The sequence below is a fragment of the Stutzerimonas sp. FeSN7 genome (assembly GCF_030263795.1).
GTDB lineage: Bacteria > Pseudomonadota > Gammaproteobacteria > Pseudomonadales > Pseudomonadaceae > Stutzerimonas > Stutzerimonas stutzeri.
Genome location: NZ_JARPMN010000001.1, coordinates 4384567 through 4411396 on the forward strand (window position 1 = coordinate 4384567; position 26830 = coordinate 4411396).

Annotated in this window: 22 protein-coding genes; 6 read left to right on the forward strand and 16 right to left on the reverse strand. The window is 66.9% G+C overall.

From position 1 onward, the window contains the following. Positions 1-3 precede the first annotated feature (3 nt). Positions 4-993 (forward strand): 2-hydroxyacid dehydrogenase, encoded by a 990-nt coding sequence (locus P5703_RS20935; RefSeq protein WP_014595496.1) that lies wholly within the window; start codon positions 4-6, stop codon positions 991-993. Here the strand turns inward: P5703_RS20935 and P5703_RS20940 are convergent. From P5703_RS20940 to P5703_RS20980, 9 genes are all read right to left on the reverse strand, one after another. After that, on the reverse strand, positions 983-1663 hold the full coding sequence (locus tag P5703_RS20940) for a uracil-DNA glycosylase family protein (protein ID WP_111481777.1): 681 nt from the start codon (positions 1661-1663) through the stop codon (positions 983-985). The genes P5703_RS20935 and P5703_RS20940 overlap by 11 nt on opposite strands. Continuing rightward, positions 1660-2196, reverse strand: a complete 537-nt coding sequence (locus tag P5703_RS20945) for a DUF3299 domain-containing protein (RefSeq protein WP_014595494.1) — start codon at positions 2194-2196, stop codon at positions 1660-1662. Before P5703_RS20945 ends, P5703_RS20940 begins: the two co-directional genes overlap by 4 nt. Positions 2197-2249: 53 nt before the next feature. Then, positions 2250-2501: a GlsB/YeaQ/YmgE family stress response membrane protein gene (locus P5703_RS20950; RefSeq protein ID WP_013981402.1), complete on the reverse strand. Its 252-nt coding sequence runs from the start codon at positions 2499-2501 to the stop codon at positions 2250-2252. Positions 2502-2585: 84 nt separating this feature from the next. Beyond that, positions 2586-3671 (reverse strand): 5-(carboxyamino)imidazole ribonucleotide synthase, encoded by a 1086-nt coding sequence (locus P5703_RS20955; RefSeq protein WP_043942081.1) that lies wholly within the window; start codon positions 3669-3671, stop codon positions 2586-2588. A 73-nt stretch (positions 3672-3744) separates the two neighbouring features. Continuing rightward, positions 3745-4233: a 5-(carboxyamino)imidazole ribonucleotide mutase gene (purE, locus tag P5703_RS20960; RefSeq protein WP_013981400.1), complete on the reverse strand. Its 489-nt coding sequence runs from the start codon at positions 4231-4233 to the stop codon at positions 3745-3747. Between the two features lie 160 nt (positions 4234-4393). Continuing rightward, entirely contained in the window at positions 4394-6886 is a 2493-nt protein-coding gene (locus tag P5703_RS20965; RefSeq protein WP_285589532.1) for an ATP-binding protein, read from the reverse strand. Between the two features lie 117 nt (positions 6887-7003). Then, positions 7004-8929 (reverse strand): bifunctional sugar phosphate isomerase/epimerase/4-hydroxyphenylpyruvate dioxygenase family protein, encoded by a 1926-nt coding sequence (locus tag P5703_RS20970; protein WP_285589534.1) that lies wholly within the window; start codon positions 8927-8929, stop codon positions 7004-7006. Positions 8930-8997: 68 nt separating this feature from the next. Further along, positions 8998-11733 (reverse strand): AMP-binding protein, encoded by a 2736-nt coding sequence (locus tag P5703_RS20975; protein WP_285589536.1) that lies wholly within the window; start codon positions 11731-11733, stop codon positions 8998-9000. Positions 11734-11924: 191 nt separating this feature from the next. Beyond that, on the reverse strand, positions 11925-12833 hold the full coding sequence (locus tag P5703_RS20980; RefSeq protein ID WP_014595489.1) for a LysR substrate-binding domain-containing protein: 909 nt from the start codon (positions 12831-12833) through the stop codon (positions 11925-11927). Between the two features lie 162 nt (positions 12834-12995). On the opposite strand from P5703_RS20980, the gene P5703_RS20985 reads away from it, so the two are divergent. Together P5703_RS20985 and P5703_RS20990 are read left to right on the forward strand one after the other, a co-directional pair. Then, positions 12996-14420 (forward strand): aspartate ammonia-lyase, encoded by a 1425-nt coding sequence (locus tag P5703_RS20985; protein ID WP_013981395.1) that lies wholly within the window; start codon positions 12996-12998, stop codon positions 14418-14420. An 89-nt stretch (positions 14421-14509) separates the two neighbouring features. Continuing rightward, a complete protein-coding gene (locus P5703_RS20990) occupies positions 14510-15769 on the forward strand; it encodes a dicarboxylate/amino acid:cation symporter (protein WP_079329330.1) in 1260 nt (419 codons plus the stop codon). 11 nt (positions 15770-15780) lie between these two features. On the opposite strand, the gene P5703_RS20995 is transcribed toward P5703_RS20990, so the two are convergent. Further along, the gene (locus P5703_RS20995) at positions 15781-16599 is read right to left on the reverse strand and encodes a helix-turn-helix domain-containing protein (protein ID WP_013981394.1); all 819 of its coding nucleotides are present in this window, start codon (positions 16597-16599) and stop codon (positions 15781-15783) included. A gap of 170 nt (positions 16600-16769) precedes the next feature. Here P5703_RS20995 and P5703_RS21000 point away from each other — a divergent pair, with 170 nt between their 5' ends. The 3 genes from P5703_RS21000 (at position 16770) to P5703_RS21010 (ending at position 20222) form a co-directional block, all read left to right on the forward strand. Further along, complete coding sequence (locus tag P5703_RS21000) at positions 16770-18191, forward strand: alanine/glycine:cation symporter family protein (protein ID WP_020307965.1); 1422 nt, start codon at positions 16770-16772, stop codon at positions 18189-18191. A gap of 109 nt (positions 18192-18300) precedes the next feature. Continuing rightward, positions 18301-19284 (forward strand): asparaginase, encoded by a 984-nt coding sequence (locus P5703_RS21005; protein ID WP_020307966.1) that lies wholly within the window; start codon positions 18301-18303, stop codon positions 19282-19284. 128 nt (positions 19285-19412) lie between these two features. After that, entirely contained in the window at positions 19413-20222 is an 810-nt protein-coding gene (locus tag P5703_RS21010) for a substrate-binding periplasmic protein (protein WP_020307967.1), read from the forward strand. Positions 20223-20226: 4 nt separating this feature from the next. On the opposite strand, the gene P5703_RS21015 is transcribed toward P5703_RS21010, so the two are convergent. The 6 genes from P5703_RS21015 to P5703_RS21040 form a co-directional block, all read right to left on the reverse strand. Continuing rightward, entirely contained in the window at positions 20227-20925 is a 699-nt protein-coding gene (locus P5703_RS21015) for a carbonic anhydrase (protein WP_011911437.1), read from the reverse strand. 44 nt (positions 20926-20969) lie between these two features. Beyond that, positions 20970-21878: a glutaminase B gene (gene glsB, locus P5703_RS21020; protein WP_108241275.1), complete on the reverse strand. Its 909-nt coding sequence runs from the start codon at positions 21876-21878 to the stop codon at positions 20970-20972. A 64-nt stretch (positions 21879-21942) separates the two neighbouring features. Next, positions 21943-22245 carry a P-II family nitrogen regulator gene (locus P5703_RS21025; RefSeq protein ID WP_014595482.1) on the reverse strand — a complete coding sequence of 101 codons (303 nt, stop codon included), beginning with the start codon at positions 22243-22245 and terminating at the stop codon, positions 21943-21945. Between the two features lies 1 nt (position 22246). Then, positions 22247-23188: a sodium-dependent bicarbonate transport family permease gene (locus P5703_RS21030; protein ID WP_013981387.1), complete on the reverse strand. Its 942-nt coding sequence runs from the start codon at positions 23186-23188 to the stop codon at positions 22247-22249. 189 nt (positions 23189-23377) lie between these two features. Continuing rightward, positions 23378-25189, reverse strand: a complete 1812-nt coding sequence (gene oadA, locus P5703_RS21035) for a sodium-extruding oxaloacetate decarboxylase subunit alpha (protein ID WP_019407435.1) — start codon at positions 25187-25189, stop codon at positions 23378-23380. 10 nt (positions 25190-25199) lie between these two features. Then, positions 25200-26615: an acetyl-CoA carboxylase biotin carboxylase subunit gene (locus P5703_RS21040; RefSeq protein WP_020307970.1), complete on the reverse strand. Its 1416-nt coding sequence runs from the start codon at positions 26613-26615 to the stop codon at positions 25200-25202. Positions 26616-26830 lie beyond the last annotated feature (215 nt).

A 26830-nucleotide genomic window follows, 5' to 3' on the forward strand; every position in this document is an offset into this window, starting at 1 on the left:
CCCATGCGCATCACCCTGTTCAGCAGCAAGCCCTATGACCGTGACAGCTTCCAGGCCGCCAACCGCTCCCACGGCTTCGAGCTGCACTTTCTCGAGACCCGCCTGGACCCTGATACCGCGGCCCTGGCGACGGGCGCCGAAGTGGTCTGCCCGTTCGTCAACGACGTGCTCTCCGCCCCCGTGCTGGAGCAGCTCGCGGCCGGCGGCACGCGGCTGATCGCACTGCGCTCGGCCGGTTACAACCACGTCGATCTGCCCTGCGCCAGGCGTCTCGGTCTGCCGGTGGTGCGAGTGCCGGCCTACTCGCCGCATGCCGTGGCCGAGCACACCGTGGCACTGATCCTGGCGCTCAACCGCCGCCTGCCGCGTGCCTACAACCGCACCCGCGAAGGCAACTTCTCGCTGCAGGGGCTGACCGGCTTCGATCTGGTCGGCAAGCGCGTCGGCGTGGTCGGCAGTGGGCAGATCGGCGCGGTGTTCGCGCGGATCATGCAGGGCTTCGGCTGCGAGGTGCAGCTCTATGACCCCTACCCCAACCCGGAGCTGGAGCGCCTCGGCATGCGTTACGTGGCGATCGACGAGCTACTGGCCGGCAGCGATATCGTCAGCCTGCACTGCCCGCTCACCGAAGAGACCCGTCACCTGATCAACCAGCAGAGCCTGGCGACCATGAAACCGCACGCCATGCTGATCAACACCGGCCGCGGCGCGCTGATCGACACGCCGGCGCTGATCGGCGCGCTGAAGAGCGGCCAGCTCGGCTATCTGGGGCTGGATGTCTACGAGGAAGAAGCCGGGCTGTTCTTCGAGGATCACTCCGGCCTGCCGCTGCAGGACGATGTGCTGGCGCGGCTGCTGTCGTTCCCCAACGTGATCGTCACCGCCCACCAGGCCTTCCTCACCGAGGAGGCGCTGGCAGCCATCGCCGGCACCACCCTGGGCAACGTCGCTGCCTGGCAGGCCGGGCAGCTCGCCAATCAGGTCAGCGACTAGCGTCGAGCTGGCGCAGGCGCGCTTCCAGCAACGCGGGGAAGCGTTTGAACCAGTTCTGGTTCAGCGGTGAGGGGTGCGGCAGCGGGTGCAGGGTGAAGGTTCGTTCGTGGCCTTGCGCGTCCTGCAGGTCGATATCGAGGTTGGCCGTAAAGCGATCCTCACGCTGCCAGAACGCCTCCAGGCGCTGGCGCGCCTCGCGCGGCTGGTCGATGGCGAACCAGAGAAAGGCCTCGCGACCGAGAGTGACGATGTGCCGGCCATGCCAGCTGTCGATCAGCAACTGGCGCATCAGCGGCTGGAAGCGGCGCTTCACCGCCATGGACCAGGCCTTGTTGCCGATGGGCTTGTACGGCACGGTGTTGATCCAGAAGTAGTGCCGGCCCAGCGCCCGTCCCGCCTCGAAGTCCGGCATCTCTGCGCCGTGCAGGTGGCGATAGAGCACGCGCCGGACGATTTGCCCGCCGGCGCCGATGAAGGGCTCGCCGTGACGCACTTCCTCGCGCCCCGGGTCGCGGCCGAAGAAGCAGAGCGGCGCGTCGGCGTCACCGAGGCCGATGATCGGCTCCAGCGGATCACGGTCGTAGGTTGCATAGATCGCCGTATCGATGCCGTCGGTGTCGGCAGCGAGGTCACGCAGCGCCTGGCGCAGCGATGCAGGCACGCGGTTCAATAGTCGTCTTCTTCGACCAGCTCGACCGCCGCGGCGTCCAGGGCATAGGCGGCATCGGCCATATCGTTGCTGACCGGCTCGATCTGCAGGCGGCCGTCGACCCACAGCGGCGCGTAGATGTCCTCCAGGGCGATGCCCTTGGGGTAACGCACCAGCACGATCTGGTTCGGCGGTGGCGGCGGCACGTGTATGCAGGCACCGGGATAAGGGACAAGGAAAAACTCGGTGCTGCGCCCGCGGGCATCGCTTTCCAGCGGCACCGGGTAGCCACCGAGACGGATCTCGCGGCCGTTCAGCTCGGCGACCGTCTTGGCCGAATACATCACCGCCGGCAGTCCGGCCTCCTGCTTGAGCCCGCCCTGATCGCTGAAGCCCAGGTCCTCGGGCGTCGCATGGTCGATCTCCGGCATCTCCTCGAGCGCCTGGCGATCCTCGGGCGGCATCAGTTCCAGCCAGTCGAGTTCCGATGGCGCGGCATGAACGGTGGCAACGAGGGCGAAACAGCAGAACAGCGAGGCGAGAAATGAACGCATGAGGTCACTACGTGAGAAGAGAACGGGGCCGCAGGGCGCGGCCCCGCGGCGGGTCAGTGCTTGCGGCTGGTGACCATGCCGTAGATCACCAGCAGGATGATCGCACCGACCACGGCGCCGATAAAGCCTGCGCCCTCGCCCGCCTGGTACAGGCCGAGCGCCTGGCCGCCGTAGGTCGCCAGCAGCGAGCCGCCGATACCCAGCAGGATGGTCATGATCCAGCCCATGCTGTCGTCGCCCGGCTTCAGGAAACGCGCAACGAGGCCGACGATCAGGCCGATGATGATGGTGCCGATGATGCCCATGGTTGTGCTCCTCAGGTCCGAAAGGTGGGTAACCAATGGACCGGAGGGCGTCGCCGCCGTTCGCCGGCGCCGGACGGTCGGCCGTCAGGAATGCGGGATCAGGCTTTCCACGGCGGTGATCTGCCGGTCGAGGGTGGCGCGATCCGGGCAGCGCAGCGTGGCGTGGCCGACCTTGCGCCCGGCCTTGAAGGCCTTGCCGTAGTGGTGCAGATGGCAATCCTCGATGGCGATCACCTTGTCCACCGGCGGCACTTCGCCGATGAAGTTGAGCATGGCGCTCTCGCCCAGCTTGGCGGTCGAGCCCAGCGGCAGGCCGGCGACGGCACGCAGGTGGTTCTCGAACTGGCTGCACTCGGCACCTTCGATGGTCCAGTGGCCGGAGTTGTGCACGCGCGGAGCGATTTCGTTGGCCTTCAGGCCGCCGTCCACCTCGAAGAATTCGAAGGCCAGCACGCCGACGTAGTCGAGCTTCGCGAGCACGCGACCGACATAGTCCTCGGCCAGCGCCTGCAACGGATGGTTGCTGCTGGCCACCGACAACCGCAGGATGCCGCTCTCGTGGCTGTTGTGCACCAGCGGGTAGAAGCAGGTTTCGCCATCGCGGCCACGCACGGCGATCAGCGAGACTTCGCCGGTGAACGGCACGAAACCTTCCAGGATGCACGGGACGCTGCCCAGCTCGGCGAACGCACCGGCAACATCGGCCGGCTTGCGCAGCAGCTTCTGGCCCTTGCCGTCATAGCCCAGGGTGCGGGTCTTGAGCACGGCGGGCAGGCCGATGCCCGCTACCGCGGCGTCGAGATCGGCCTGGGACTGGATGTCGGCGAACGCCGGGGTGGGAATGCCGAGCTCCTTGAACATGGATTTCTCGAACCAGCGATCGCGGGCGATGCGCAGCGATTCGGCGCTCGGGTAGACCGGCACGAACTGCGAGAGGAAGGCCACCGTCTCGGCCGGCACGCTCTCGAACTCGAAGGTGACCAGGTCCACTTCGTCGGCCAGCCGGCGCAGGTGGTCCTTGTCGTCGTAGTCGGCGCGGATGTGCTCGCCGAGGGCCTGGGCGCAGGCATCCGGCGCGGGGTCGAGGAAGGCGAAACTCATGCCCAGCGGAGTGCCCGCCAGGGCCAGCATGCGGCCCAGCTGGCCGCCACCGATCACACCAATTTTCATATCAACGGCCCTTCTAGGCGGCAGATTCAGCGCGCGACGCGCGCGTCGCTGGGAAGCAGAGTTTAGTCCCGGCTCAACCGCGCGGGTCCGGATTGTCGAGCACGGTCTGGGTCTGCTCGTCACGGAATTTCTTCAGCGCCTGGTGATACTCGGGGAATTCGTGGCCGAGGATGCTCGCCGAGAGCAGCGCGGCGTTGATCGCGCCAGCCTTGCCGATGGCCAGGGTGGCGACCGGTACGCCGGCCGGCATCTGCACGATGGACAGCAACGAATCGACTCCGGAGAGCATCGACGACTGCACCGGCACGCCGAGCACCGGCAGATGGGTCTTGGCGGCGCACATGCCCGGCAGGTGGGCGGCACCGCCGGCACCGGCGATGATCACGCGCAGGCCGCGCGCTTCGGCCTGTTCGGCGTACTGGAAGAGCAGATCCGGGGTGCGGTGGGCGGACACCACCGTCACTTCATGGGGAATGCCCAGCTTCTCCAGCATGTCGGCGGTGTGGCTCAGGGTGGACCAGTCGGACTTGGAGCCCATGATCACGCCTACCAGTGCGCTCATCGTCGTGCCTCTCGTCGGGCGCCCGCGGGCGCGTCAATAACAACAAACCACGCAAAAGAGCGTGGCCTGGATGGGCGCGAACCGGCCACAGGCCGCCCGCGCGAAAGCCGCGCAGTATAGCGCAAGGCGTGACCGGCCAGTACCCCGCATGGTCGGGCCGCTAGCTCGATGCAGCCGGCGCCAGCCGTGGCAGCTCGATCCAGAAACGGCTGCCCACACCCGGCTCGCTGTGCAGGCCCATCTGGCCGTTCATCAGGCGGGCGAACTCCAGGCACAGCGACAGGCCGATACCGGTGCCCTGGATCATGCTGTTCTCCCGCCCGAGCCGCTGGAAAGGCTCGAACACCTGCCCCTGCTGCGCCGGGTCGATACCCAGCCCGGTGTCCTCGACCAGCAGGCGAACCAGCGTCGGGGTGGTTTCGGCGCGCAAGGCGATGCGGCCCTCGGGGATGTTGTATTTCATCGCGTTGGACAGCAGGTTGAGCACCACCTGACGCAGGCGCCGCGGCTCGGCCAGCACCTGCAGATCCTCGTCGGGCAGCGACAGCTCGAGCTGCAGGCCCCGCTGCTGCACTTCCAGCGAAACCAGTTCGGCGCATTCGCGCATCAGGCCGCAGACATCGACGGCCTGCAGTTCCAGTTGAGGCGCTTCCTGCTGCAGGCTCGACCATTCGAGGATCTCGCCCAGCAGCTGGTTGAGATGGCGGCTGGCCAGCAGGATCTCGTCGAGGTATTCGGCCGCCTCGGTCTGGCTTTCGTCATCGCAGTCCATCCGCATCAACTGGGCGAAGCCGAGGATGGCGTTGAGCGGCGTGCGCAGTTCGTGGCTGATGCCCGACAGCAGCCGGCCCTTGGCTTCGCTCGCGGCCTGGGCCTGCACAGTGGCGGCGCGCAGCTCCTCCTCGACCCGCTTGAGCGCATCGATGTCGACGTGGGTACCGGCCAGCACCCGCGGCGCACCAGTATCCGGGTCGTGCTCGAGAACCCGCCCGCGGCTGAGCAGCCAGTGATATTCGCCAAGCGCGTCGGCGAAGCGGTACTTGGCCTCGTAGCGCGATTGCAGACCCAGCTTGATGCGCTCGATCTGGGCCAGCGCCTGCTGCAGGTCGTCAGGATGGATACGCTGGCGGAACTGGCTGTCCGACAGCTGCGCGGCCGGCAGCCCGAAGCTCGCCACCAGGTTGCCGCGCACGCGCAGCGATTGGTTGACCATGTCGTATTCCCAGAGGCTCTCGGTGGCGCTTTCCAGCACCAGTTCCAGACGTCGCTGGGTGTCGCCGCGTTGAACCTCGCTGGTTGCCAGGCGAGTGCCGAGCTCCAGCGTCTGGCGCGACATATCGTCAAGTTCGCGGATATCGGCGTGCACCGCAGCCGGTCGCCAGCGGCCGCGGCCGATCTCCTTCATCATCTGCGAGATACCGGCGATGGGATCGCGCAATGCCTGGCTGAGCTGGCGCGCGCGCAGCCACATAACCGCGTAGAAGCCGATGTAGAACAGCAGCAGCCCGGCGATCAGCAGATAGCCGATCTGCCGATAGCGGCTGGCCAGGGCATTGGTCTGGCGAAACACCGCGGCCTCGTCCACCACCGTCAGCAGGTGCCAGCCGGTCTGCGCCACGGTAGTCCAGGCCACCAGCTGCGGCCTGCCGCCGAGCATCACCTGCTGTACGCCACGGTCGGAGCCAGATATCGCCGCAGCCAGCTCGGCGGTTTCGCGGCGGCGATCGAGGCGGAAGTCCTCGGGCTTGAACATCTCGCTGCGGATCGCATCCAGGTAGGAGTGCTCGGTCAGCTCGGCCAGGCCGAAATCCTCTTCGCCGGGCTCCGGCAGCGCCATGATCGACAGGTCGTCGCTGACCAGCATGGCGTAGCCGCCCCAGGGCACCTGCAGCTGGCCGATCTGTTCGAGAATGCCGCTGACGGTGATGTCGATGCCCACCACGCCTTCGAGGAAATCGTCGCGGTAGACCGGTGCGATCGCCGACATCATCCAGCCGTGTCCGGCCGGGTCGAGGTACACATCGGTCCAGACCACGCCGCGCTCCGGGTTGTGCTCGGCATCGGCGAGGTAATAGAAGTTGTACTTGGGGATGTCCATATCCGCCGGGTACTGGTCGAGGGTGAAGAACCACGGGTAGATATGGTTGAAGCTGTCCCAGCTGTTGAAGTAGAGGCTGGCGATCAGCGGATTGCGCGCCTCGATCTCCTTCATCAGCGGCTCGAGCTGTCGCAGCCGCGCGATCTTCTCCAGATCGTGGCGCTCGGCGGGCGTCGCTCCGGAGTAGAAGACCGCGGCACCGCCATTGTTTTCCGGGCTGTAGCGCACGCCATCGGCGCTCAGCGCCAGCTCCGGCAGTGCCGCCGGCTCGCCGCTGTGCAGCGCCTGGGCCGTGAGGTTGCGATACACCTGAGTGAGCGCGCCGATCTGGCTGAGCTGCTCGCTGACCAGGCGCGATTCGAGGCTGACCGCTGCCTGCAGATCATTGAGCGCGGTGTCGCGCAGGTACTCGATCTGCGCATCGCGAATCGCGTTGTTGGTCAGCAGATAGATCGCGATCAGCGCGGTTTCCACCAGAACCAGCGGAATCAGGGCGCTGCGGACGAAGGCCCGCCAGATCCACTGACGCAGGCCGATTGGGTTAGCGGTGGGCACGACTGGGCTCCAGCGGCCGCGCAGGGCAGGCAATCAGCAGAGGGGCGGCCGGCGGCGATCATAACATCGCCACCGCAGCGGCGGACTACGGCCTTGGCCGCATGCCCGGCGCGGCGATCAGGACGCGCTGGCCAGACTCGCGGCCGGGCTCGCGCTGCGTCGACACTGCTTGGCCATCGCCGCCAGCCGCACCGCCACGTTGGCCGTTCCGTAACCGGCGTAGTCGTTGCAGCGCTGCAGGATTTCGAAGAAGAAGCGTCCCTCGAAGGGCTCGGTGTAGACGTGGAACAGCTCGCCGCCCTCGGCGTCGCGGTCGTACAGCACGTTGTAGCGCGCCAGTTCGGCGAGCAGCCGATCATCGAAGTCGAAACGGGCGGCCAGGTCGTCGTAGTAGTTGCGCGGAATTTCCAGCAGCGGCACCCCGGCCGCCTGCGCCCGAGCCACCTCGGCGAAGATGTCGTCACAGGCGAAGGCCACATGATGCACGCCGGCACCGCGGTAACTGGACAGCGCCTGGGCGATCACCGTGTCGCGGTCCTGCGAGGTGTTGAGCGGCAGCCGCACCCGTCCGCAGGGGCTGCGCACGGCACGGCAGCGCATCAGCCCGTAGGGGTCGGGCAGCAGCAGCTCATCATCGGCCTCGAAGTCGAACAGGCTGCGGTAGAACAGGACCCAGCTGGCCAGGCTCTCGGCCGGTAGCGCCGTGGCCATGTGGTCGATGCGTTGCAGGCCCGCGCCCACTGGCGCCACGGCATGCAGGCGGAAATCGATGTCGTAGTTGCTCTGGCCCGGCGCGCCGGATTCGAGCAGGTAGATCAGGCTGCCATCCGGCGCCCGCACGGCCGGAATCTGCCGCTCGTTCGGCCCGATCAGCCCACGATAGGGCTGACCACCGAAGGCGCAGGCGCGCGCCAGGGCCGAGGCCTCGTCATCGATCTTCAGCGCCATGGCGCACACCGAGGGGCCGTGCGCCTCGAAGTAGTTGTGCGCGAAGGAATACGGCTCGGCGTTGAGCACGATGTTGATCTCGCCCTGGCGGTACAGCTGCACCTCCTTCGAGCGGTGCTGGCCGACGTGGGCGAAGCCCAGCTGCTGCAGCCAGTTGCCCAGGCGCGCGGCATGAGGCTCGTCGACGGCGAACTCGAGAAAGTCGATACCCTCGTAACGGGGCGCGGGTGGCGGTGCGAACAGCGCCTGGGCGGCTGGCGCCGAGCTGGCGCTGGTCGCCAGACGCTGGCCGGTCAGCTCCTCCAGGTGCAACAGCGCACGCAGACCATCGGCGGCGATGCCCCTGGGCGGCGCGGCGCGAAACCCGTCGTTGAACACCTCCAGCGACAGCGGCCCGCTGTAGCCGGCCTGCAGCACCGGCGCGAGGAACCCTGCCAGGTCGAATTCGCCCTGACCGGGGAAACAGCGGAAGTGCCGGCTCCACTCCAGCACGTCCATGGCCAGCACGGGCGCATCGGCCAGCTGCACGAAGAAGATCCGCTCGCCGGGAATCTCGACGATGCCGCTCGGATCGTCGCCCAGGGCCAGGGTATGGAAACTGTCGAGAATCACCCCCAGCGCCGGATGATCGACCTGCCGCACCAGCGTCCAGACATCGCGCCAGGTCTTCACGTGGCGGCCCCAGGCCAGCGCTTCGTAGCCGACCCGCAGCCCGCGAGCGCCGGCGCGCTCGGCGATGAGGGCGAGGTCGCCGAGCAGCGTTTCGCGGTCGCCCAGCGCGTCGGCCTGCACGTTGCTGCACAGCAGCATGAGTTCGGCGCCGAGCTCCTGCATCAGATCGAACTTGCACTCGGCGCGGTCGAGGTTGCGCTGCAGGCGCTCGCGCGGGCAGCCCTCGAAGTCGCGGAACGGCTGGAACAGCGTGACCGCCAGGCCCAGATCCTCGCAGCGCCGGCGGATGTCCTGCGGGCTGCCGGAGTGGTAGAGCAGGTCGTTCTCGAACAGTTCGATGCCGTCGAAGCCGGCGGCCGCCGCGGCCTCGAGCTTCTCCGGCAGGGTCCCGCTGAGGGATACGGTGGCGATCGAGCGCTTCATGCGGTTACTCCTGTTACCGGGGTGTCGGGGCCCTGCCGGCCACCGGCCTGTGATTGCCGCGACCATGCTCAGGGCGCCATGCCATCACGCTTGGCCGGCTCGGTCAGCGGCAGGATCAGGCCGCTCTGGCCGGGCATCGCGGCGGCCGAGTCTTCCAGCAGCGCCCGCAATGGCGTGGCGATGGAGGCGGTGTAGTCCTTCACGCAGCGGTGGTGGCCGCCGAGCACGTCGTAGCTCTCGAAGCTGGTGCCCATGTTGCGCCAGGCGCGGCTGGTGTAATCGGCGGAGAAGTACACCACCGGTGCGTCGATGCGCTCGGGCAGGTAGCGCGCCATCACCAGCGAGTAGCGCAGGAAGCGCGCGCGCACCTCGCGGTCACGCGCGGTGGGCGGCGTCGGCACATGGCCGGCCAGGCGCTCGCGCACCATGCGCACGCTGCGCCGCGCGACCTTCCAGGCCAGGTTGGCGATGCGCTTGGGATAGGGCCACTTGCTGGTTTCACCGAAACGGCTGAGGACCTCGTAGGCCCGCGCCAGGTACATGTCCGGCAGGACGCGATCGAGGCTGCGCAGGATCACCCGCGACCAGGGCCGCACGTTGGCCGTCGGCGGATCGATCAGCGCGACGATCTCCACGCTGTGGCCGGCCTCGCGAAGCATGCGCGCGGCCTCGAAGGCCACCAGCGCGCCGTTGCAGTAGCCACCGATGCGATATGGCCCCTGCGGTTGGCGTTCGAGGATCAGTGGCAGGCGCTCGCGGGCCATCTGCTGCACCGACTCGGGGATCGCCTCGTCGCCCATGCCATGCGGCGCGATGGCGGTCAGCGGCTGCTGCGGCCCGAGCAGGCGCGCCAGGCGCCGGATGTAATAGCCACCGTGGGCGAAATCGCCGTGGAACCAGAACAGCGACTGCCGTCCGGCCTGGGCGTTGAAGTCGATCACCGGGATGACGTGCGAAGCCAGGTTTTCCAGGCGCAGCGCCAGCTCGCGGGCCGTCTCGGCTTCCACCAGCACCGACTCGGGAATCACCCGACCGAGCATCTGTTCCAGTTCGGTGAGCATCTCGGTGGCCAGCAGCGAATCACCGCCGCTGTCGAGAAAGTTGTCCTCAGGGCCGACCGCATCGGTCTTCAGCAGGCGCCTCCAGATGGCCAGCACGTCCTGTTCCAGCTGCGAAGCCGCGACCGCGCCGGTCGCCAGCCGGGCACGCTCGCTGCGCTGCTGGACGTAGTCGTCGGCCAGGCGATGGCGCAGCACCTTGCCGGTCAGCCCGCGCGGCAATGCCTCGACGATCTGCACACGCCGCGGCACCTTGAAGTAGACCAGCTCGTCGCGCAGGAAACGCTGCAGCTCGGCGCCCGTCACCGCCATTGCCGGACGCAGTACCACGGCCGCGGCGACGTCCTGGCCGAGGCGCTGATGGGGTACGCCGAACGCCGCGGCTTCGGCCACGGCCGGATGGCGCAGCAGCGCTGCATCGACTTCCGAAAGGCTGACCTTCTCGCCACCGCGGTTGATCACCTCGCGCAGACGCCCGTGCAGGTGCAGGAAGCCTTCTTCATCGAGGCTGCCGATGTCGCCGGTGTGGAACCAGCCGTCACGCAGCGCCTCGTGGTTGAGTGTCTCGTCGCCGAGGTAGCCAGGCATCACCGTGGCGCCGCGCACGCGGATCTCGCCGCGCTCGCCAGGGGCGACCGGCTGACCGTCCTCGCCGACGATGCTCAGGGTCTCCGGCCAGGGACGCCCGACCGTGCCGGGCTTGCGCGCGTCCGGGGTGTTGGCGGCGATCTGCGCGGCCTCGCTGGAGCCGTAGTGTTCCAGCAGCGGGAAGCCCAGGGTGCGCTCGAAGCTGTCGATGATCTCCTGCCCCAGCGGGGCGCCGCCGGAAGAAGCGAAACGCGGCCGCTGCCGCCCCAGGCCCTCGGGATGCGCGCGGGCCGCCTCGAGGATCGCCAGGTGCAACGCCGGCCCGGCGGAATACCAGCTCGGCCGCAGCGTCTCGAACCATTCATGCACGTCCACCACCGCCGGACTGAGCGGAAAGGCCACGCTGCCGCCGCCGAGCAGCGGCGTGAGGATGGTGACCTTCAGGCCGTGGGAGTAGTAAGGCGCCGAAACGCACAGGCAACGATCGCCGTCATTCAGGCCGAACCAGCGCTGCCACTTGCGCGCGGCGGTCAGCATGTTGCGATGGGTGAAGGGAATCAGCTTGGGCAGCGCGGTGGTGCCCGAGCTGCGCAGGATGAATGCCGGGGCGTCCGGTTCCGGCAGCTCATCCGGTGCAGGCCGTGCCGCGACCGGCATCGCGAGCTGCAGCGCCGGCGAGCCGTCTTCCGCCGCCTCGGCGCTGATCAATGGCAGGCCGTGGCGTTCGGCGGCGCGTCGCCCCTGCTGGTCGCCATCGCTGGCAATCAGCAGCGCATCGAGCGGAAGCTGCTGGAGGAACTGGTCCAGCTCGGCCGTGCCGAGGCGCGGATCGAGCGGTACGGCGACCGCCGAACAGGCGATGGCGATGATGGCGACCGCGGCCTGCGGCGCTTCCGGCAGCATCACACCGATGCGCGCATCGCGGCCGAAACCGGCCTGGCGCAGCTGCCGGCGGGTCTGCTCGATCACCTGCTGCAGGCCGCGGTGATCCAGCGCTGCGTAGCGCGTGGAGAGCACGGCGGGCTGCTCCGGTACGCGGCTCGCCAGCTGGGCGAACGCCGCGTACAGGGTGGTGGCCTCGGCGCTGACAGAGTCGGAGTCGGGCGCAGGGAAAGCCGACCCCGATTGGGGCACGGCGGCGTCGAAGTCGTGGTTCACGGCTGTCTTTCCTTGGCTAGGGTCCGGCCTGGCCATGGCGCGGATTGCAGACCTAAGACAGCACCCCTCAAAAAAGTTGCCGCTTGTTAAGCAACAAAACTTTGCCGTTGGCGGCACAATTCGCCAATTTACCGTCAGCCCCGATCCCGACGGCGCCACCGAAGGGCTTTAGCCTGCGCTCCGGCGGCAACTCACTCGGTAGCGATGGCGCGGCTCTCCAGTCGTCGCCAAAGCAGGCGCACCGCCCCCTTGCGCATCAGCGAGCAGCGATACAGGCGAATTTCCAGCGGCACTCGCCACTGCTCGCCGCCACAGATCGCCAGCTCGCCGCGCTCGAGTTCCGGCTCCACACTCAACCGCGGCACCCAGGCGATCCCCAGCCCCTGCAGCGCCATGCTTTTCAGGCTGTCGGCCATGGCTGTCTCGTAGACGGTGGTCGAGCGCAACGCGCGCTGGCGCAGCAGCAGGTTCACCGAACGGCCGAGAAAGGCACCAGCGCTGTAGGCCAGCAAGGGCACGGTCTGGCCACTGTCGACGTCATACAGTGGCGTGCCGTCCGGCCCCACCGCGCAGACCGGCAGCATCTCGGTGCGCCCCAGGTGCAGCGAGGGAAACAGTTCCGGGTCGAGCTGCAGCGCGGCATCCGGATCGTAGTAGGCCAGGATCAGGTCGCAACCTCCCTCGCGCAGCACATGCACCGCCTCGCCGACGTTGGTGGCGATGAGCCGGGTGGCCAGGTTCAGGCCCTCGTGGCGCAGCCCGGCGATCCACGCCGGGAAGAAGCCCAGCGCCAGCGAGTGCGCCGCGGAAATCTGCAGTACCTCGCCCTGCTGGCCTTCGACATGGTGCAGGTGACGCACCACCTCGCCGAGCTGCTCGACCATGTTGCGCGCACTGACCAGAAACAGCTGGCCGGCCTCGGTCAGTTCGATGGGCGTGCGCGAACGGTTGATCAGTTGCAGGCCCAGGGCCTCTTCCAGCGAACGGATGCGCCGACTGAACGCCGGTTGGGTGACGAAGCGGCGCTGCGCCGCCTGGGAGAAGCTGCGGGTTGCCGCGAGGGCGACGAAGTCTTCCAGCCACTTGGTTTCCAGATTCAATCCGAAGCTCCTCGATACGATGGCGACGAACGGGAAGTCACACGCTCATTATGCCGTTTCGGCATGGGACAGCCAGCAACGGCATTGGCCGCACACGCCCCGCAGGCCTTATTTTAGGGCCACTGCAGCACTGCCTGCGCCTATCCGAGCCACGTTACCATCATGTCCGAAGTTGCATCATCGCGAATCGAAAAAGACCTGCTTGGCACCCTCCCCGTTCCCTCCGAGGCCTATTACGGCATCCAGACCCTGCGCGCACTGCACAACTTCCGCCTGTCCGGCGTGCCGCTGTCGCACTACCCGAAGCTGATCGTCGCCCTGGCGATGGTCAAGCAGGCGGCGGCGGATGCCAATCGCGAGCTGGGCTACCTGCCCGAAGCCAAGCACGTGGCCATCAGCCAGGGCTGCGCGCGACTGATTCGCGGCGAGTTCCACGAGCAGTTCGTTGTGGACATGATCCAGGGCGGCGCCGGCACCTCGACCAACATGAATGCCAACGAGGTGATCGCCAACCTGGGTCTTGAGGCCATGGGCCACGCCAAGGGTGAATACCAGTACCTGCACCCGAACAACGACGTGAACATGGCGCAGTCCACCAACGACGCCTATCCCACCGCCATTCGCCTGGGCCTGTTGCTCGGCCATGACACGCTGCTGGCCAGCCTGGAGAGCCTTTGCGAGGCGCTGACCGGCAAGGGCCACGCCTTTGCCCATGTGCTGAAGATGGGCCGCACCCAGCTGCAGGACGCGGTGCCGATGACCCTCGGTCAGGAATTCCATGCCTTCGCCACCACCCTGGGCGAAGACCTGCAGCACCTGCGCCGATTCGCCCCGGAGCTGCTGCTGGAAGTGAACCTCGGCGGCACCGCCATCGGCACCGGCATCAATGCCGATCCGCGCTACCAGGCCATCGCCGTGCAACGCCTGGCCCAGATCAGCGGCCAACCGCTGCGCCAGGCCGCCGACCTGATCGAGGCCACCTCTGACATGGGTTCGTTCGTGCTGTTCTCCGGCATGCTCAAGCGCCTGGCGGTGAAGCTGTCGAAGATCTGCAACGACCTGCGCCTGCTCTCCAGCGGCCCGCGCACCGGCTTCAACGAAATCAACCTGCCACCGCGCCAGCCGGGCAGCTCGATCATGCCGGGCAAGGTCAACCCGGTGATCCCCGAGGCGGTCAACCAGGTCGCCTTCGAAGTGATCGGCAACGACCTGGCGCTGACCATGGCCGCCGAAGGCGGACAGCTGCAGCTCAACGTCATGGAGCCGCTGATCGCCTACAAGCTGTTCGATTCGATCCGCCTGCTGCAGCGCGCCATGGACATGCTGCGCGAGCATTGCATCGAAGGCATCACCGCCAACGAAGCGCGTTGCCGCGAGCTGATGGAAAGCTCCATCGGCCTGATCACCGCGCTGAACCCCTATATCGGCTACGACAACAGCACCCGCCTGGCCCGCGAGGCCCTGCTCGGCGGCCGCAGCGTGCTGGAGCTGGTGCGCGAAGAGCGGCTGCTGGACGAGGCCATGCTGGCCGAGATCCTGCGCCCTGAAAACATGATCGCGCCACGCCTGGCCCCGCTGGCGGTGTGATCGCTCCCTGCGCCCGGCATATAGCCGGGCGCTTGCTTTACGGGCCGCCAGCCCGGCCCGTTCGCACAATAAAAACAACAGGAAGACCCATGACTCAGAGTACGACCCTCTCCGCTCCCCTGCGCCTGCTTGTCCGCCTGCCGCTCTGGCAGCAGATTCTCATCGGCCTGGCCCTCGGCGTCGCCGCCGGCATGGCCTTCGGCGCAGACGCGCAGCTGCTGGCACCCATCGGCACGCTGTTTCTCAACGCGATCAAGATGCTCATCGTGCCGCTGGTGTTCGTTTCGCTGGTGGCTGGCATCACCTCGATGCAGGACAGCGCCAAGCTTGGCCGCATCAGTCTCAAAACCATCGCCATCTATCTGGTGACCACCGCCTTCGCGGTGAGCATCGGCCTGCTGTTCGGCGCGCTGTTCAGCCCCGGCGAAGGGATGAACATGGTCGCCAGCGGCACCCAGGAGGCCAAGCAGGCGCCCTCGCTGGTGTCGATCCTGGTCGGCCTGGTGCCATCCAACCCGGTCACCGCCTTTGCCGAAGGCAACATTCTGCAGATCATCGTTTTCGCCATCGCTCTGGGTGTGAGCATCAACCTGATCGGCGAGCGCGGCGCGCCGGCGGTGCGCCTGTTCGATGCGCTGGCCGAGACCTTCTACAAGCTCACCGACCTGGTGATGCGCGTCGCGCCCATCGGCGTCTTCGCCCTGACCGCCGGCGTGGTCGGCAGCCATGGCGCCGAAGTGCTGCTGCCGCTGGCGGGCGTGATCGGCGTGATCTACCTGGCCAGCATCGCCCATGTGCTGCTGGTCTACGGCGGGCTGCTCGGCCTGCTGGGGCGGCTCAATCCGCTGCGCTTCTTCCAGGGTATCGCCCCGGCGCTGGCAGTGGCTTTCAGTACGTCCAGCAGCTCCGGCACGCTGCCGGTGTCCATCGAATGCGCCCGCAAGAACCTCGGCGTGTCCGAGGGTGTGGCCGGTTTCGTACTGCCGGTGGGCGCGACCATCAACATGGACGGCACGGCGATCTATCAGGGCGTACTCGCGCTGTTCATCGCCCAGGCCTTCGGCATCGACCTGGGCGCCGGGCAGTACGCGATGATCATCCTCACCGCGACGCTGGCCTCCATCGGCACCGCCGGCATTCCCGGCGCCGGGCTGATCATGCTCGGCCTGGTGCTCACCGCCGCCGGCCTGCCGCTGGAAGGCGTGGCGCTGATCGCCGGCATCGACCGCATCCTCGACATGGCGCGCACCACGGTGAACGTCGCCGGCGACCTGATGACCACCACCCTGGTCGGTCGCAGCGAGCAAGAGCTCGACCGCGCGGTATACGACAGTAGCAACAAGGAGTGAGGACATACGACTCACTCGATGCCGAACAGCCCGTTCTCCACACGCGGAGTCGCCAGACGCTCGCGGATGTCCGGGTCGATACGCGGGTCGTCCGGGCTGTAGAGCATCACCTGGCGGTAGGCACTGACGCGGTTGATCTCGCTGCCCAGATATTCCCATACCACCGGCGTGCTGGCCGGGGTACGGCGGTCACCGGAGGAGACGCCGGTCTTCAGCCCATTGAGGCGGGTGATGCGGCTCTTGAAGCTGGGAATGAGGATGGTCTGGCTCATCTCGTTGAGCGTCAGCGACTCGTAATCGATCAGGAACAGGCGGTCCTGCAGGCCGAACGCAGCACCCAGGTAGCGACAGCGAACCCAGTCCTCGGCCTGGCCGAGCGTCGGGCTTGCGCGCTCCTGGCGCTCCTGGCGCTCGAACAGGTACAGGCCGTCCTCCTCGCGCAGGTGCACCAGGGAGATCAGCACGCTGCCCGGTACCGACATGCAGTTGGCGTATTCGAAGTAGTAGCCGCAGTAGCGCGACAGGCTGGAGGCGTGCTCGCGCAACGGCTGCAGCAGGCTCAGCAGCGGGTCGCTGCGCGGCATTGCCTGGGCTTCCGGATGGCGGGCGCCGACCAGCCGGGCGAACTGTTCCGGCGGCATCTCCAGCTCGTAGCCTTCGACGCCGAAGAAATCGCCGATGCGCTTGAGGTTGAACGGCGTCGGCCGGCTCTGCCCGCCCAGGTACTTGTTGAATTGCGCCCGATTGATGGCGAGCTTGCGGCACACCTCGGCAATCGAGCGGTAGTGGCTGCAGAGCAACTTGAGGTTTTCGGCGAGGTGGGAGGTCACAGCGATGCCCTGAAGTCTGGCGCGAATGACGCCATTCTAGCATCAGGTCGCGTCACATCGCGGCCACCTGCGAAATTGTCCTGCCGCCCCTACTGTTGAAACATCCCCCGCTTGCACGGCGCAGCGGCGCGCGTCGGCACCCTAACAACGACAACAAGGTGAACATCGCCATGCTCGACCTTCTCAACGACCTTATCTGGAGCAAACTGCTGATCGTCATGCTGATCGGCCTGGGTCTGCTCTTCACCATCCGCTCCGGCTTCGTCCAGTTCCGCTATTTCGGCAACATGTTCACGATCTTCGGCCACGCCTTCGAGCGGCAGCCGGGGCAGCTCTCCTCCTTCCAGGCGCTGATGCTCTCGGTGGCCGGCCGGGTCGGCGCGGGCAACATCGCCGGCGTGTCCGTGGCGATCATGCTCGGCGGCCCGGGCGCGATCTTCTGGATGTGGGTGGTGGCCCTGGTGGGCATGGCCACCAGCTATTTCGAATGCTCGCTGGCCCAGCTGTACAAGCGCCGCGAACCCGACGGCACCTACCGCGGCGGCCCGGCGTTCTACATCCAGCACGGCCTCGGCCAGCGCTGGCTGGGCATCCTGGTGTCGATCCTGCTGCTGATGACCTTCGGCTTCGGCTTCAACGCCGTGCAGTCGTTCACCGTCGCCAGCTCGCTGCACGACACCTTCGGCGTACCGACCGTGGCCAGCGGCATCGCCCTGACCCTGGTGATCGGCGGCATCATCTTCGGCGGTATCCGTCGCATCGCCAAGTGGGCCGACGTGCTGGTGCCGGTCATGGCGTTCTCCTACCTGGGCATGGCGCTGTTCGTCATCGGCAGTAACTTCAGCGCGATTCCGGAAACCTTCGGCCTGATCTTCCGTAGCGCCTTCGGCCTCGAGCAGGCCTTCGCCGGCGGCATCGGCGCGGCCATTCTGATGGGAGTCAAGCGCGGCCTGTTCTCCAACGAGGCGGGCCTGGGCAGTGCGCCGAACGTCGCTGCGGTGGCCGAGGTCAAGCACCCGGTGGCGCAGGGCATCGTGCAGTCGCTGTCGGTGTTCATCGACACCATCATCCTGTGCAGCTGCACCGCGCTGATCATCCTGCTCTCCGGCGTCTACGAGCCGGGCATGGACCAGGCCGGCGTGGTGCTGACCCAGACCGCCGTCGCTGCCGTGGTTGGCGAGTGGGGCCGGGTGTTTGTCAGCGTCGCACTGCTGCTGTTCGTGTTCACCACGCTGATCTACAACTACTACCTCGGCGAAAACGCGCTGGGCTTCTTCACCGAGAAGCGCACCCCGGTGGTGATCTACCGCGTGCTGGTGATCATCCTCGTGCTCTGGGGGTCGGTGCAGGACCTGGGCACCGTGTTCGCCTTCGCCGACGTCACCATGGGCCTGCTGGCCATCGCCAACCTGATCGCCGTGGCCCTGCTGTTCAAGGTCGGCCTGCGCCTGATGCGCGACTACGACAGCCAGATCCGCGCCGGCATCGAGCAGCCCGTGCTCGATCCGAAGAACTACGCCGATCTGGACCTCGATCCGGCCGTGTGGCAGGCCAATGCCTCTGCCACGACGGACGCCTCCGCGCGGCGCTGACCGCGACGCGACAGGCCGGTCACCCGCCGCTCCGTTAACATGCGACGGCGGGTGGCCAGCCCACCCGCCCGATTTCCCGACGACCTGCGCCGACCAGCGAGGAGCGCGCGTGAACCCATTTATCCAACGCCTGCTGGTCCTCTACACTGGCGGCACCATTGGCATGCAGCAAAGCGCCGCCGGGCTGATGCCGGCCTCCGGCTTCGAAGCCCGCATGCGCGAACAGCAGGCGCACGAGGCCGGGCCGCTGCCGGACTGGACCTTCCACGAGCTGCAGCCGCTGCTGGACAGCGCCAACATGCATCCACGCCACTGGCAGCAGATGGCCGAGCGCATCCGCAGCGCGGTGACGGCGGAGGGCTGCGATGCCGTCCTGCTGCTGCATGGCACCGACACCCTGGCCTACAGTGCCGCCGCGCTGTCGTTTCTGCTGCTCGATCTGCCCGTACCGGTACTGCTCACCGGCGCCATGCTGCCGGCCGGCAGCGAGGGCAGTGATGCCTGGCCCAATCTGTTCGGCGCCATGCGTGCCCTGCAGGCCGGCCGGGTGAGCGGTGTGCAGCTGTACTTCAACGGTGCACTGCTGCACGGCGCGCGGGTCAGCAAGCTGCGCAGCGACGCCTTTGATGCCTTCGCCGAAGCGCCGCGCCAGCGCCTGGCGAACGCCACAGCCGAGCGCCCGCCGGCCTTGCTGCCCCGGCGCCCGGCACAGGTCATGGTGCTGCCGCTGTATCCCGGCGTCGGCGCGACACAGGTCCAGGCGCTGGTGGCCAGCGGAGCCCAGGCGCTGCTGCTGGAGTGCTACGGCAGCGGCACCGGGCCGGCGGACGACGCCGAGTTCGTCGCGGCGCTGCGCCAGGCACACCGCCAGGGCGTGGTGCTGGCGGCGATCAGCCAGTGCCCGGGCGGCCATGTGGATTTCGGGGTCTATGCCGCCGGCAGCGCGCTGCGTGATGCCGGGCTGGTCTCCGGCGGCGGTATGACCCGCGAAGCGGCTCTGGGCAAGCTGTTCGCCCTGCTCGCCGCCGGCCTCGACCAGGCCCAGGTGGAACACTGGTTCTGCCGTGACCTGTGCGGCGAAATGGCGGGCTGACGCCAGCCCCCGGTGACACGCCTGCGGCGCCGATCGGCAGCCGCACTGGCGACTGGCGAGACCCGCCCGGCACCGCTACTCTCTGATGCGCCAACAACTACAAAAAAATGCGTCAAGGAGCCGATGCCATGGCCAGATCCCGAACTGCCCGGGCGCTGTTCGCCCTGCTCGTCAGTGCTGCGTTCAGCGTCCGGGCCGAACTGCCCGCCAACTACCCGATCACCCTGCAGACCGACAGCTTCCCGCCTTTCAACATGGGGCCCAACAGCAAGGGCTTCGCCCGGGGCGACGACGTGCAGGGAATCGCTGCCGATACAGTGCGCGACATCTTCCGGCGCGCCGGCGTCTCCTACAACCTGACCCTGCGTGGCCCCTGGAGCCGGCTCTACGAACAGACCCAGCAGCAGCCCGCCCACGGTCTGTTCTCGGTGGCGCGCACGCCGCAGAACGCCGGTCAGTTCAAATGGGTCGGGCCGCTGGCGCACCATGACAGCGTACTGCTGGCGCCGGCCGGCAAAGGCCTGAAGTTCGACAGCCTGGCCCAGGCCCAGGGCTACCAGATCGGTGGACATGCCAACGGCACCGTCAGCCTGTTTCTGGAAAGCCAGGGCATCCGCACCAGCAACAGCCTCAACGACGCCGAAAACCTGCGCAAGTTGCTGACCGGGCGCATCGACCTCTGGGCCGTGGCCGATCCGGTGTGGCGCTACTTCGCCCGGCAGCAGGGCGTCGAGGAAGGCCAGCTGCAGGTGGCGCTGAGCTTTCGCAGCGAACCGCTGTACCTGGCGCTGAGTCCGGATACCCCCGATGCCGTGGTGAACCGTCTGCAGAAAGCCCTCGACGAGGTGATCGCCGAAGGTTACGCCGGCTGCAGCAAGACACCGGACCTCTGCTACCTGATCCAGAACCGCGGCAAGACGCTGGCCGGCAGCCGCTGAGCCCTCAGCTCGCCTGATAGCGGGCGCGTGGCGTGGCCATTGGCAGTGGGCCGTCGCCGATCATGCGGAACTCGCCTTTCTCGGCGTCGTAGGCGCGGATCTCGCTGGTGCCGATGTTGTAGATCCAGCCATGGATGAACAGCTGACCGCTGGCCAACCGCGCCGCCACCGAAGGATGGGTGCGCAGGTGGTCGAGCTGCGCGACCACGTTCTCCTCGGTGAGGATGCCCAGGGTGTTGTGGTCGGCACAGCCGCAGTTCTGCTCCACGACGATCTTGGCCACCTCGGCATGTCGCAGCCAGCCCTTGACCGTCGGCATCCGCTCCAGCTGCGCCGGATTGAGCACCGCCTTCATGGCACCGCAGTCGGAATGGCCGCAGACGATGATGTGCTGTACGCCGAGGGCCATCACGGCGAATTCGATGGCGGTCGACACGCCGCCGTTCATCTGCCCGTACGGCGGGACCACGTTGCCGACGTTGCGGGTGACGAACAGGTCGCCGGGCGAACTCTGGGTGATCAGCTCCGGAATGATCCGCGAGTCGGCACAGGTGATGAACATCGCCCGGGGTTTCTGCTCGTAGGCGAGCTTCTCGAACAGTTCGCGCTGCTGCGGATACACCTCTTCGCGGAAGCGCTTGACGCCTGAGACGATGTGGTCGAGGGCCTCCTGGGCAGTTTCGCCCGTCTTGTCGTCGCTCATGTTCAGTTCTCTCCAGTTGCAAGGGTAGGCGCCATCACGGCGCGTCAGAATACGGACCAGCCAATGCGCTGCGACAGCGCCTCCAGCGCGGCCATGCCAATCAGTGAGTTGCCGGCGGCGTTCAGTTCGGGCGACCAGACGCAGACGGTGAAGCGCCCCGGCACCACCGCGACGATGCCGCCGCCGACGCCGCTCTTGCCGGGCAGACCGACCCGGTAGGCGAAGTTGCCGGCCTCGTCGTAGAGGCCACTGGTGGCCATGATGGCGTTGACCTGCTTGGCCTGGCGCGGCGTGAGCACGGCCTCGCCGCCCTGCGGGCAGACGCCGTCGCGGGCGAGGAAGCCGAACGCACGGGCCAGATCGACGCAGCTCATACGCAGCGCGCAGTGGTGGAAGTAGCTGCGCAGTACCGCCTCGACGTCGTTGTGGAAGTTGCCGAACGACTGCATCAGGTAGGCCATGGCGGCATTGCGTGCGCGATGCTGGTACTCGGACTCGGCCACCCGGGTGTCGGAGATGACCAGCGGGTTGCCGGACAGGTGCCGGACGAAGTCGCGCATCGACAGTTCGGGCGTGGCGAAGCGCGACTGGTTGACATCGCAGATCACCAGCGCGCCGGCGTTGATGAACGGGTTGCGCGGGCGGCCGCGCTCGAATTCCAGCTGCACCAGCGAATTGAACGGCTGCCCAGAGGGTTCGTGGCCGAGGCGTTCCCACAGTGACTCACCGCGGTGTCCGATGGCCTGCACCAGGCTGAACACCTTGGAAATGCTCTGGATCGAGAACGGCGTTTGCGCGTCGCCGGCCTCGAACACCTCGCCATCGGCACTGCACACGGCGATGCCCAGCTGATCCGGCGCCACGTCGGCCAAGGCCGGGATGTAGCTGGCCACACGGCCCTGCCCGAGCAGCGGGCGCACCTCGTCGAGAATCTCCTGCAACAGCGCGTGCATCGTCAGCTCCATCGGTCCTGGTGGAGGATGGACGCCCGCGCGGGCCATGGCATCACAGCGCGGCTCAGAACTTCTCCGGGCGCAGCACTTCCACCTCGGCCAGGTAGCAGACCATGGCGAAGTTCGCGTAGTAGCGCGCCTGCAGGTGCTCGGCGATCCGCTCGGCCAGCTCGCGGTTGCAGATCACTTCCAGGCGGATGTTGCCATCGGTGTCCCAGCCGGCGCTGCGTACCCCGCGGCTGCCGCTGCCGCGGGCGTCGGACAGGGTCCAGCCCGGGGCACCCAGGGTTTTCAGGTCGGCTTCCAGCTTGTGTTCCAGAGCCGCCTCGCAGATCACGGTCAGCAGTGTTCGGTTGTGCGCGTTCATGTCAGAACCCCCAGGCGATCAGCCGCTCGGCCAAGGCCAGGTAGAGCGGAATGCCGATCAGGATGTTGAACGGAAAGGTGATGCCCAGCGATGCGGTCAGCGACAGCGACGGATTGGCCTCCGGCACCGCCAGACGCATCGCCGCCGGCACCGCGATGTAGGACGCACTCGCCGCCAGCGTGGCGAGCATTGCCGTGCCGCCCAGCGAAAGCCCCATGAAGCGCGCCAGCAGCGCGCCGATCAGCGCACCGATCAGCGGCATTACCAGGGCGAAGGCGGCAAGCTTGACGCCGTAACGCTTGAGCGAGCCGAGCTGGCCGGAGGCGATCAGGCCCATCTCCAGCAGGAAGAACGCCAGTACCGGTTTGAACATGCTGGTGTACAGCGGTTCGAGGGGCTTGATCGCCTCCTTGCCGGCAATGGCGCCGATCAGCAGGCCGCCGAGCAGCAGCATGATGCTCTTGCCGAGGAAGATCTCGCGGCCCAGCTCCTTCCAGTCGGTGTCCTTCGACACACCCTTGGCCAGCAGGATGCCCACCAGGATCGCCGGGATCTCGAGGATCGCCACGAACAGCGGCATGTAGCTTTCGAAGAACACCTCGCGCGCCGCCAGGTACGCCACCACCACGGCGAAGGTACCGGCACTCACCGAACCGTAGTGCGCCGCCACCGCCGCGGCGTTGACCCGATCGAAGCGCAGGCCGCGCAACAGGACGAACGCCAGGATCGGCAGCAGCACGCCCAGCGCCAGCACCAGCAGCGACTGGCCGAGCAACGCGGCACTGGCCTGCTCGGCCAGCTCCACCCCGCCATGCAGACCGATCGCCAGCAGCAGCACGATCGACAGCGTCTCGTAGAGCGCTGGTGGCAACTTCAACTCGCTCTTCACCAGTCCGGCGAACAGGCCGAAGACGAAGAACAGCACTACCGGGTCGATACCCATCTAGATTCTCCACAGCTCGGAAATTGAACCGCTCCCTGGCAGACACTGGCTCGAAAAAAAGGAGCCACTGGGGCTCCCAAAGGGGACACATTGCCAGCGCCTTGCGTTCCGCCGCCCGCTGCACAGCGCGAGCAGATGGATCGAAACGACGCTGGCGTGGCGCGATCGAATCGCCACGCCACCCTTCACTCAGCCCTCGATCTCTATCAAGACTTCTCCCGGGTTCACCCGGTCACCTTTGGCGACGTGAACGGCTTTCACCGTGCCGGCGATGGGCGCCTGGATCTCGGTCTCCATCTTCATCGCCTCGCTGACCAGTACGGTCTGCCCGGCCTTCACCACGTCGCCGACGGCGACCAGCACGTCGACCACGTTGCCCGGCATGGTGGTGCTGACGTCGCCCGGCGCGCTGGCCTGCTTGCGCTGGCTGCCGCCACCGCCGACAAACGCGTTCAGCGGTTCGAACACCACTTCCTCGGGCATGCCGTCGATGGAGAGATAGAAGTGCCGCTTGCCCTCGCCCTTGACGCCGACGCCGGTGATGTCGACGCGGTAGGTCTCGCCGTGCACATCGATGACGAACTCGGTCGGCGTGCCCTCGACGCTGGCGGCCGCGGCCTTGCCGTCGGGGATCGGCAGCAGCACCTCGGGTTGCAGCGTGCCGGCCTCGCGCTCCTCGAGGAACTTGCGGCCGATGTCCGGGAACATAGCGAAGGTCAGCACGTCTTCCTCGCTCTTGGCCAGCTCGCCGATGTCCTTGCGCAGCTTGTCCAGTTCCGGCGCCAGCAGGTCGGCCGGGCGGCACTCGATGACCTCCTCGCTGCCGATGGCCTGGAAGCGCAGGTGCTCGCAGACCGGCGCCGGCGCCTTGCCGTAGCGGCCCTGCAGGTAGTACTTCACCTCGGTGGTGATGGTCTTGTAGCGCTCACCGGCGAGCACGTTGAAGAACGCCTGGGTGCCGACGATCTGCGAGGTCGGCGTGACCAGCGGCGGGTAGCCGAGGTCCTTGCGCACCTTGGGAATCTCCGCCAGCACTTCGTCCATGCGGTGCAGCGCACCCTGCTCCTTGAGCTGGTTGGCGAGGTTGGAAATCATCCCGCCGGGCACCTGATTGACCTGCACGCGGGTGTCGACGCCGGTGAACTCGCTTTCGAACTGGTGATACTTCTTGCGCACGGCGTAGAAGTACAGGCCGATCTCCTGCAGCAGCTCGAGATCGAGGCCGGTGTCGTACGGCGTGCCCTTGAGCGCGGCGACCATGGACTCGGTGCCCGGATGGCTGGTGCCCCAGGCCATGCTGGAGATGGCGGTGTCGATGTGGTCGGCGCCATTCTCGATGGCTTTGAGCTGGCACATGCTGGCCACACCAGCGGTGTCGTGGGAATGGATGAACACCGGAAGGTCGATCTCGGCCTTCAGCGCGCGGACCAGATCGCCAGTGGCGAACGGGGTCAGCAGGCCAGCCATGTCCTTGATCGCGATGGAGTCGACGCCCATGTCACGCATGGCCCGCGCCTGTTCAACGAACAGCTCGACGGTGTGCACCGGGCTGGTGGTGTAAGCGATGGTGCCCTGGGCGTGCTTGCCGCTCTTCTTCACCGCGCGAATGGCGGTTTCCAGGTTCCGTACGTCGTTCATTGCATCGAAGATGCGGAACACGTCGATGCCGTTCTCCGCCGCGCGGGCACAGAATGCCTCGACCACGTCATCGCTGTAGTGACGGTAGCCCAGCAGGTTCTGGCCACGCAGCAGCATCTGCAGGCGGGTATTGGGCAGCGCTGCCTTGAGCTGGCGCAGGCGCTCCCATGGGTCCTCCTTGAGGAAGCGCACGCAGGCGTCGAAGGTGGCGCCACCCCAGACTTCCAGCGACCAGTAGCCGACGCGGTCGAGCTTGTCGCAGATCGGCAGCATGTCTTCGGTGCGCATGCGGGTGGCCAGCAGCGACTGGTGGGCGTCACGCAGGATGGTGTCGGTGACGGTGATTTTCTTCTGGGCAGTCATGGTGCGTTCCTCACAGGCCTGCGTGGGCGGCGATGGCGGCGGCGATGGCCAGGGCCAGTTCGCCCGGCTTGCGTTTGATCGAGTAGTTCAGCAGTTCCGGATGGTTGTCGACGAAGCTGGTATTGAACTGGCCGCTGCGGAAATCCGGATTGGCGAGAATCTGCTGGTAGTAGGTGGCAGTGGTCTTCACACCCTGCACGCGCATGTCATCCAGCGCGCGCGAGCCGCGGGCCAGCGCCTCTTCCCAGGTCAACGCCCAGACCACCAGCTTCAGGCACATGGAGTCGTAATACGGTGGAATGGTGTAACCGGTGTAGATCGCCGTGTCGGTGCGCACGCCGGGGCCACCGGGCGCGTAGTAGCGGGTGATCTTGCCGAAGCAGGGCAGAAAGTTGTTGCGCGGGTCTTCGGCGTTGATGCGGAACTGCAGGGAGAAGCCGCGATGCTGGATGTCTTCCTGCTTGACCGACAGCGGCTGGCCCGAAGCGATGCGGATCTGCTCGCGGACGATATCGATGCCGGTGATTTCCTCGGTGATGGTGTGCTCCACCTGCACCCGGGTGTTCATCTCCATGAAGTACACCTCGCCATCGGCGAGCAGGAACTCGACGGTACCGGCGTTCTCGTAACCCACCGCCTTGGCGGCACGCACCGCCAGGTCGCCGATATAGGCGCGCTGCTCGGGGGTGAGCTGCGGGCTGGGGGCGATCTCGATGAGCTTCTGGTTGCGCCGCTGGATCGAGCAGTCACGCTCGAACAGGTGCACGGTGTTGCCGAAACTGTCAGCCAGCACCTGCGCCTCGATGTGCTTGGGCTCGACGATGCACTTTTCCAGGAACACCTCGGCACTGCCGAAGGCCTTGGTCGCTTCGGAGATCACCCGCGGGTAAGCCGACTCGAGCTCTGCCTGCGAGTTGCAGCGACGAATGCCGCGGCCACCACCACCGGAGGTGGCCTTGAGCATCACCGGATAACCGATGCGCTCGGCTTCGCGCAGCGCCTCGGCGAGGTCCCTGACGTTGCCTTCGGTGCCCGGCGTGACCGGAACGCCGGCCCTGATCATGCTGCGCCGCGCTTCGGTCTTGTCGCCCATGCGGCGAATCACGTCTGCCGAAGGACCGACAAACTTGATTCCACGCTCGGCGCAGATGTCCGCCAGCTCGGCATTCTCGGAGAGGAAGCCGTAGCCCGGATGCAGCGCATCACAGCCGGTTTCCACCGCCAGGTTCACCAGCTTGCGCGGGTTCAGATAACCGGCCAGCGGGTCCTCGCCGATGAAATGCGCCTCATCCGCGCGTTTGACATGCAGGGCATGGCGGTCGGCTTCGGAAAATACCGCCACCGAGCGGACACCCATTTCGGCACAGGCGCGAACGATGCGCACCGCGATTTCCCCGCGGTTGGCGATCAGCAGCTTCTTGATCACGCTGTCTTCCCTCGGATCGTTGAGCAGGCGACCCGCGAGCGGGTCAGGATCACTCGCCTTGCTGGCGAGTCGTTTCACCCTACGCCCGTGAGGGGGATTACTGAAAATGAATAATTGTTTTCTTTGGGATAAGTATTTACTTATATATGCGTCAGGACTGACTGTTTCTTGACCAGTCAGACAGAAACGCCGCAGGTTTGACTCTTCCGCGAAAT

Coding starts and splice junctions, on each gene's coding strand:
- P5703_RS20935 (WP_014595496.1), top strand. CDS start 4: ATGCGCATCACCCTGTTCAGCAGCAAGCCCTATGACCGTGACAGCTTC.
- P5703_RS20945 (WP_014595494.1), bottom strand. CDS start 2,196: ATGCGTTCATTTCTCGCCTCGCTGTTCTGCTGTTTCGCCCTCGTTGCC.
- P5703_RS20950 (WP_013981402.1), bottom strand. CDS start 2,501: ATGGGCATCATCGGCACCATCATCATCGGCCTGATCGTCGGCCTCGTT.
- P5703_RS20955 (WP_043942081.1), bottom strand. CDS start 3,671: ATGAAAATTGGTGTGATCGGTGGCGGCCAGCTGGGCCGCATGCTGGCC.
- purE (WP_013981400.1), bottom strand. CDS start 4,233: ATGAGCGCACTGGTAGGCGTGATCATGGGCTCCAAGTCCGACTGGTCC.
- P5703_RS20970 (WP_285589534.1), bottom strand. CDS start 8,929: ATGAAGCGCTCGATCGCCACCGTATCCCTCAGCGGGACCCTGCCGGAG.
- P5703_RS20985 (WP_013981395.1), top strand. CDS start 12,996: ATGTCCGAAGTTGCATCATCGCGAATCGAAAAAGACCTGCTTGGCACC.
- P5703_RS20990 (WP_079329330.1), top strand. CDS start 14,510: ATGACTCAGAGTACGACCCTCTCCGCTCCCCTGCGCCTGCTTGTCCGC.
- P5703_RS21000 (WP_020307965.1), top strand. CDS start 16,770: ATGCTCGACCTTCTCAACGACCTTATCTGGAGCAAACTGCTGATCGTC.
- P5703_RS21010 (WP_020307967.1), top strand. CDS start 19,413: ATGGCCAGATCCCGAACTGCCCGGGCGCTGTTCGCCCTGCTCGTCAGT.
- P5703_RS21015 (WP_011911437.1), bottom strand. CDS start 20,925: ATGAGCGACGACAAGACGGGCGAAACTGCCCAGGAGGCCCTCGACCAC.
- glsB (WP_108241275.1), bottom strand. CDS start 21,878: ATGCACGCGCTGTTGCAGGAGATTCTCGACGAGGTGCGCCCGCTGCTC.
- P5703_RS21025 (WP_014595482.1), bottom strand. CDS start 22,245: ATGAACGCGCACAACCGAACACTGCTGACCGTGATCTGCGAGGCGGCT.
- P5703_RS21030 (WP_013981387.1), bottom strand. CDS start 23,188: ATGGGTATCGACCCGGTAGTGCTGTTCTTCGTCTTCGGCCTGTTCGCC.
- oadA (WP_019407435.1), bottom strand. CDS start 25,189: ATGACTGCCCAGAAGAAAATCACCGTCACCGACACCATCCTGCGTGAC.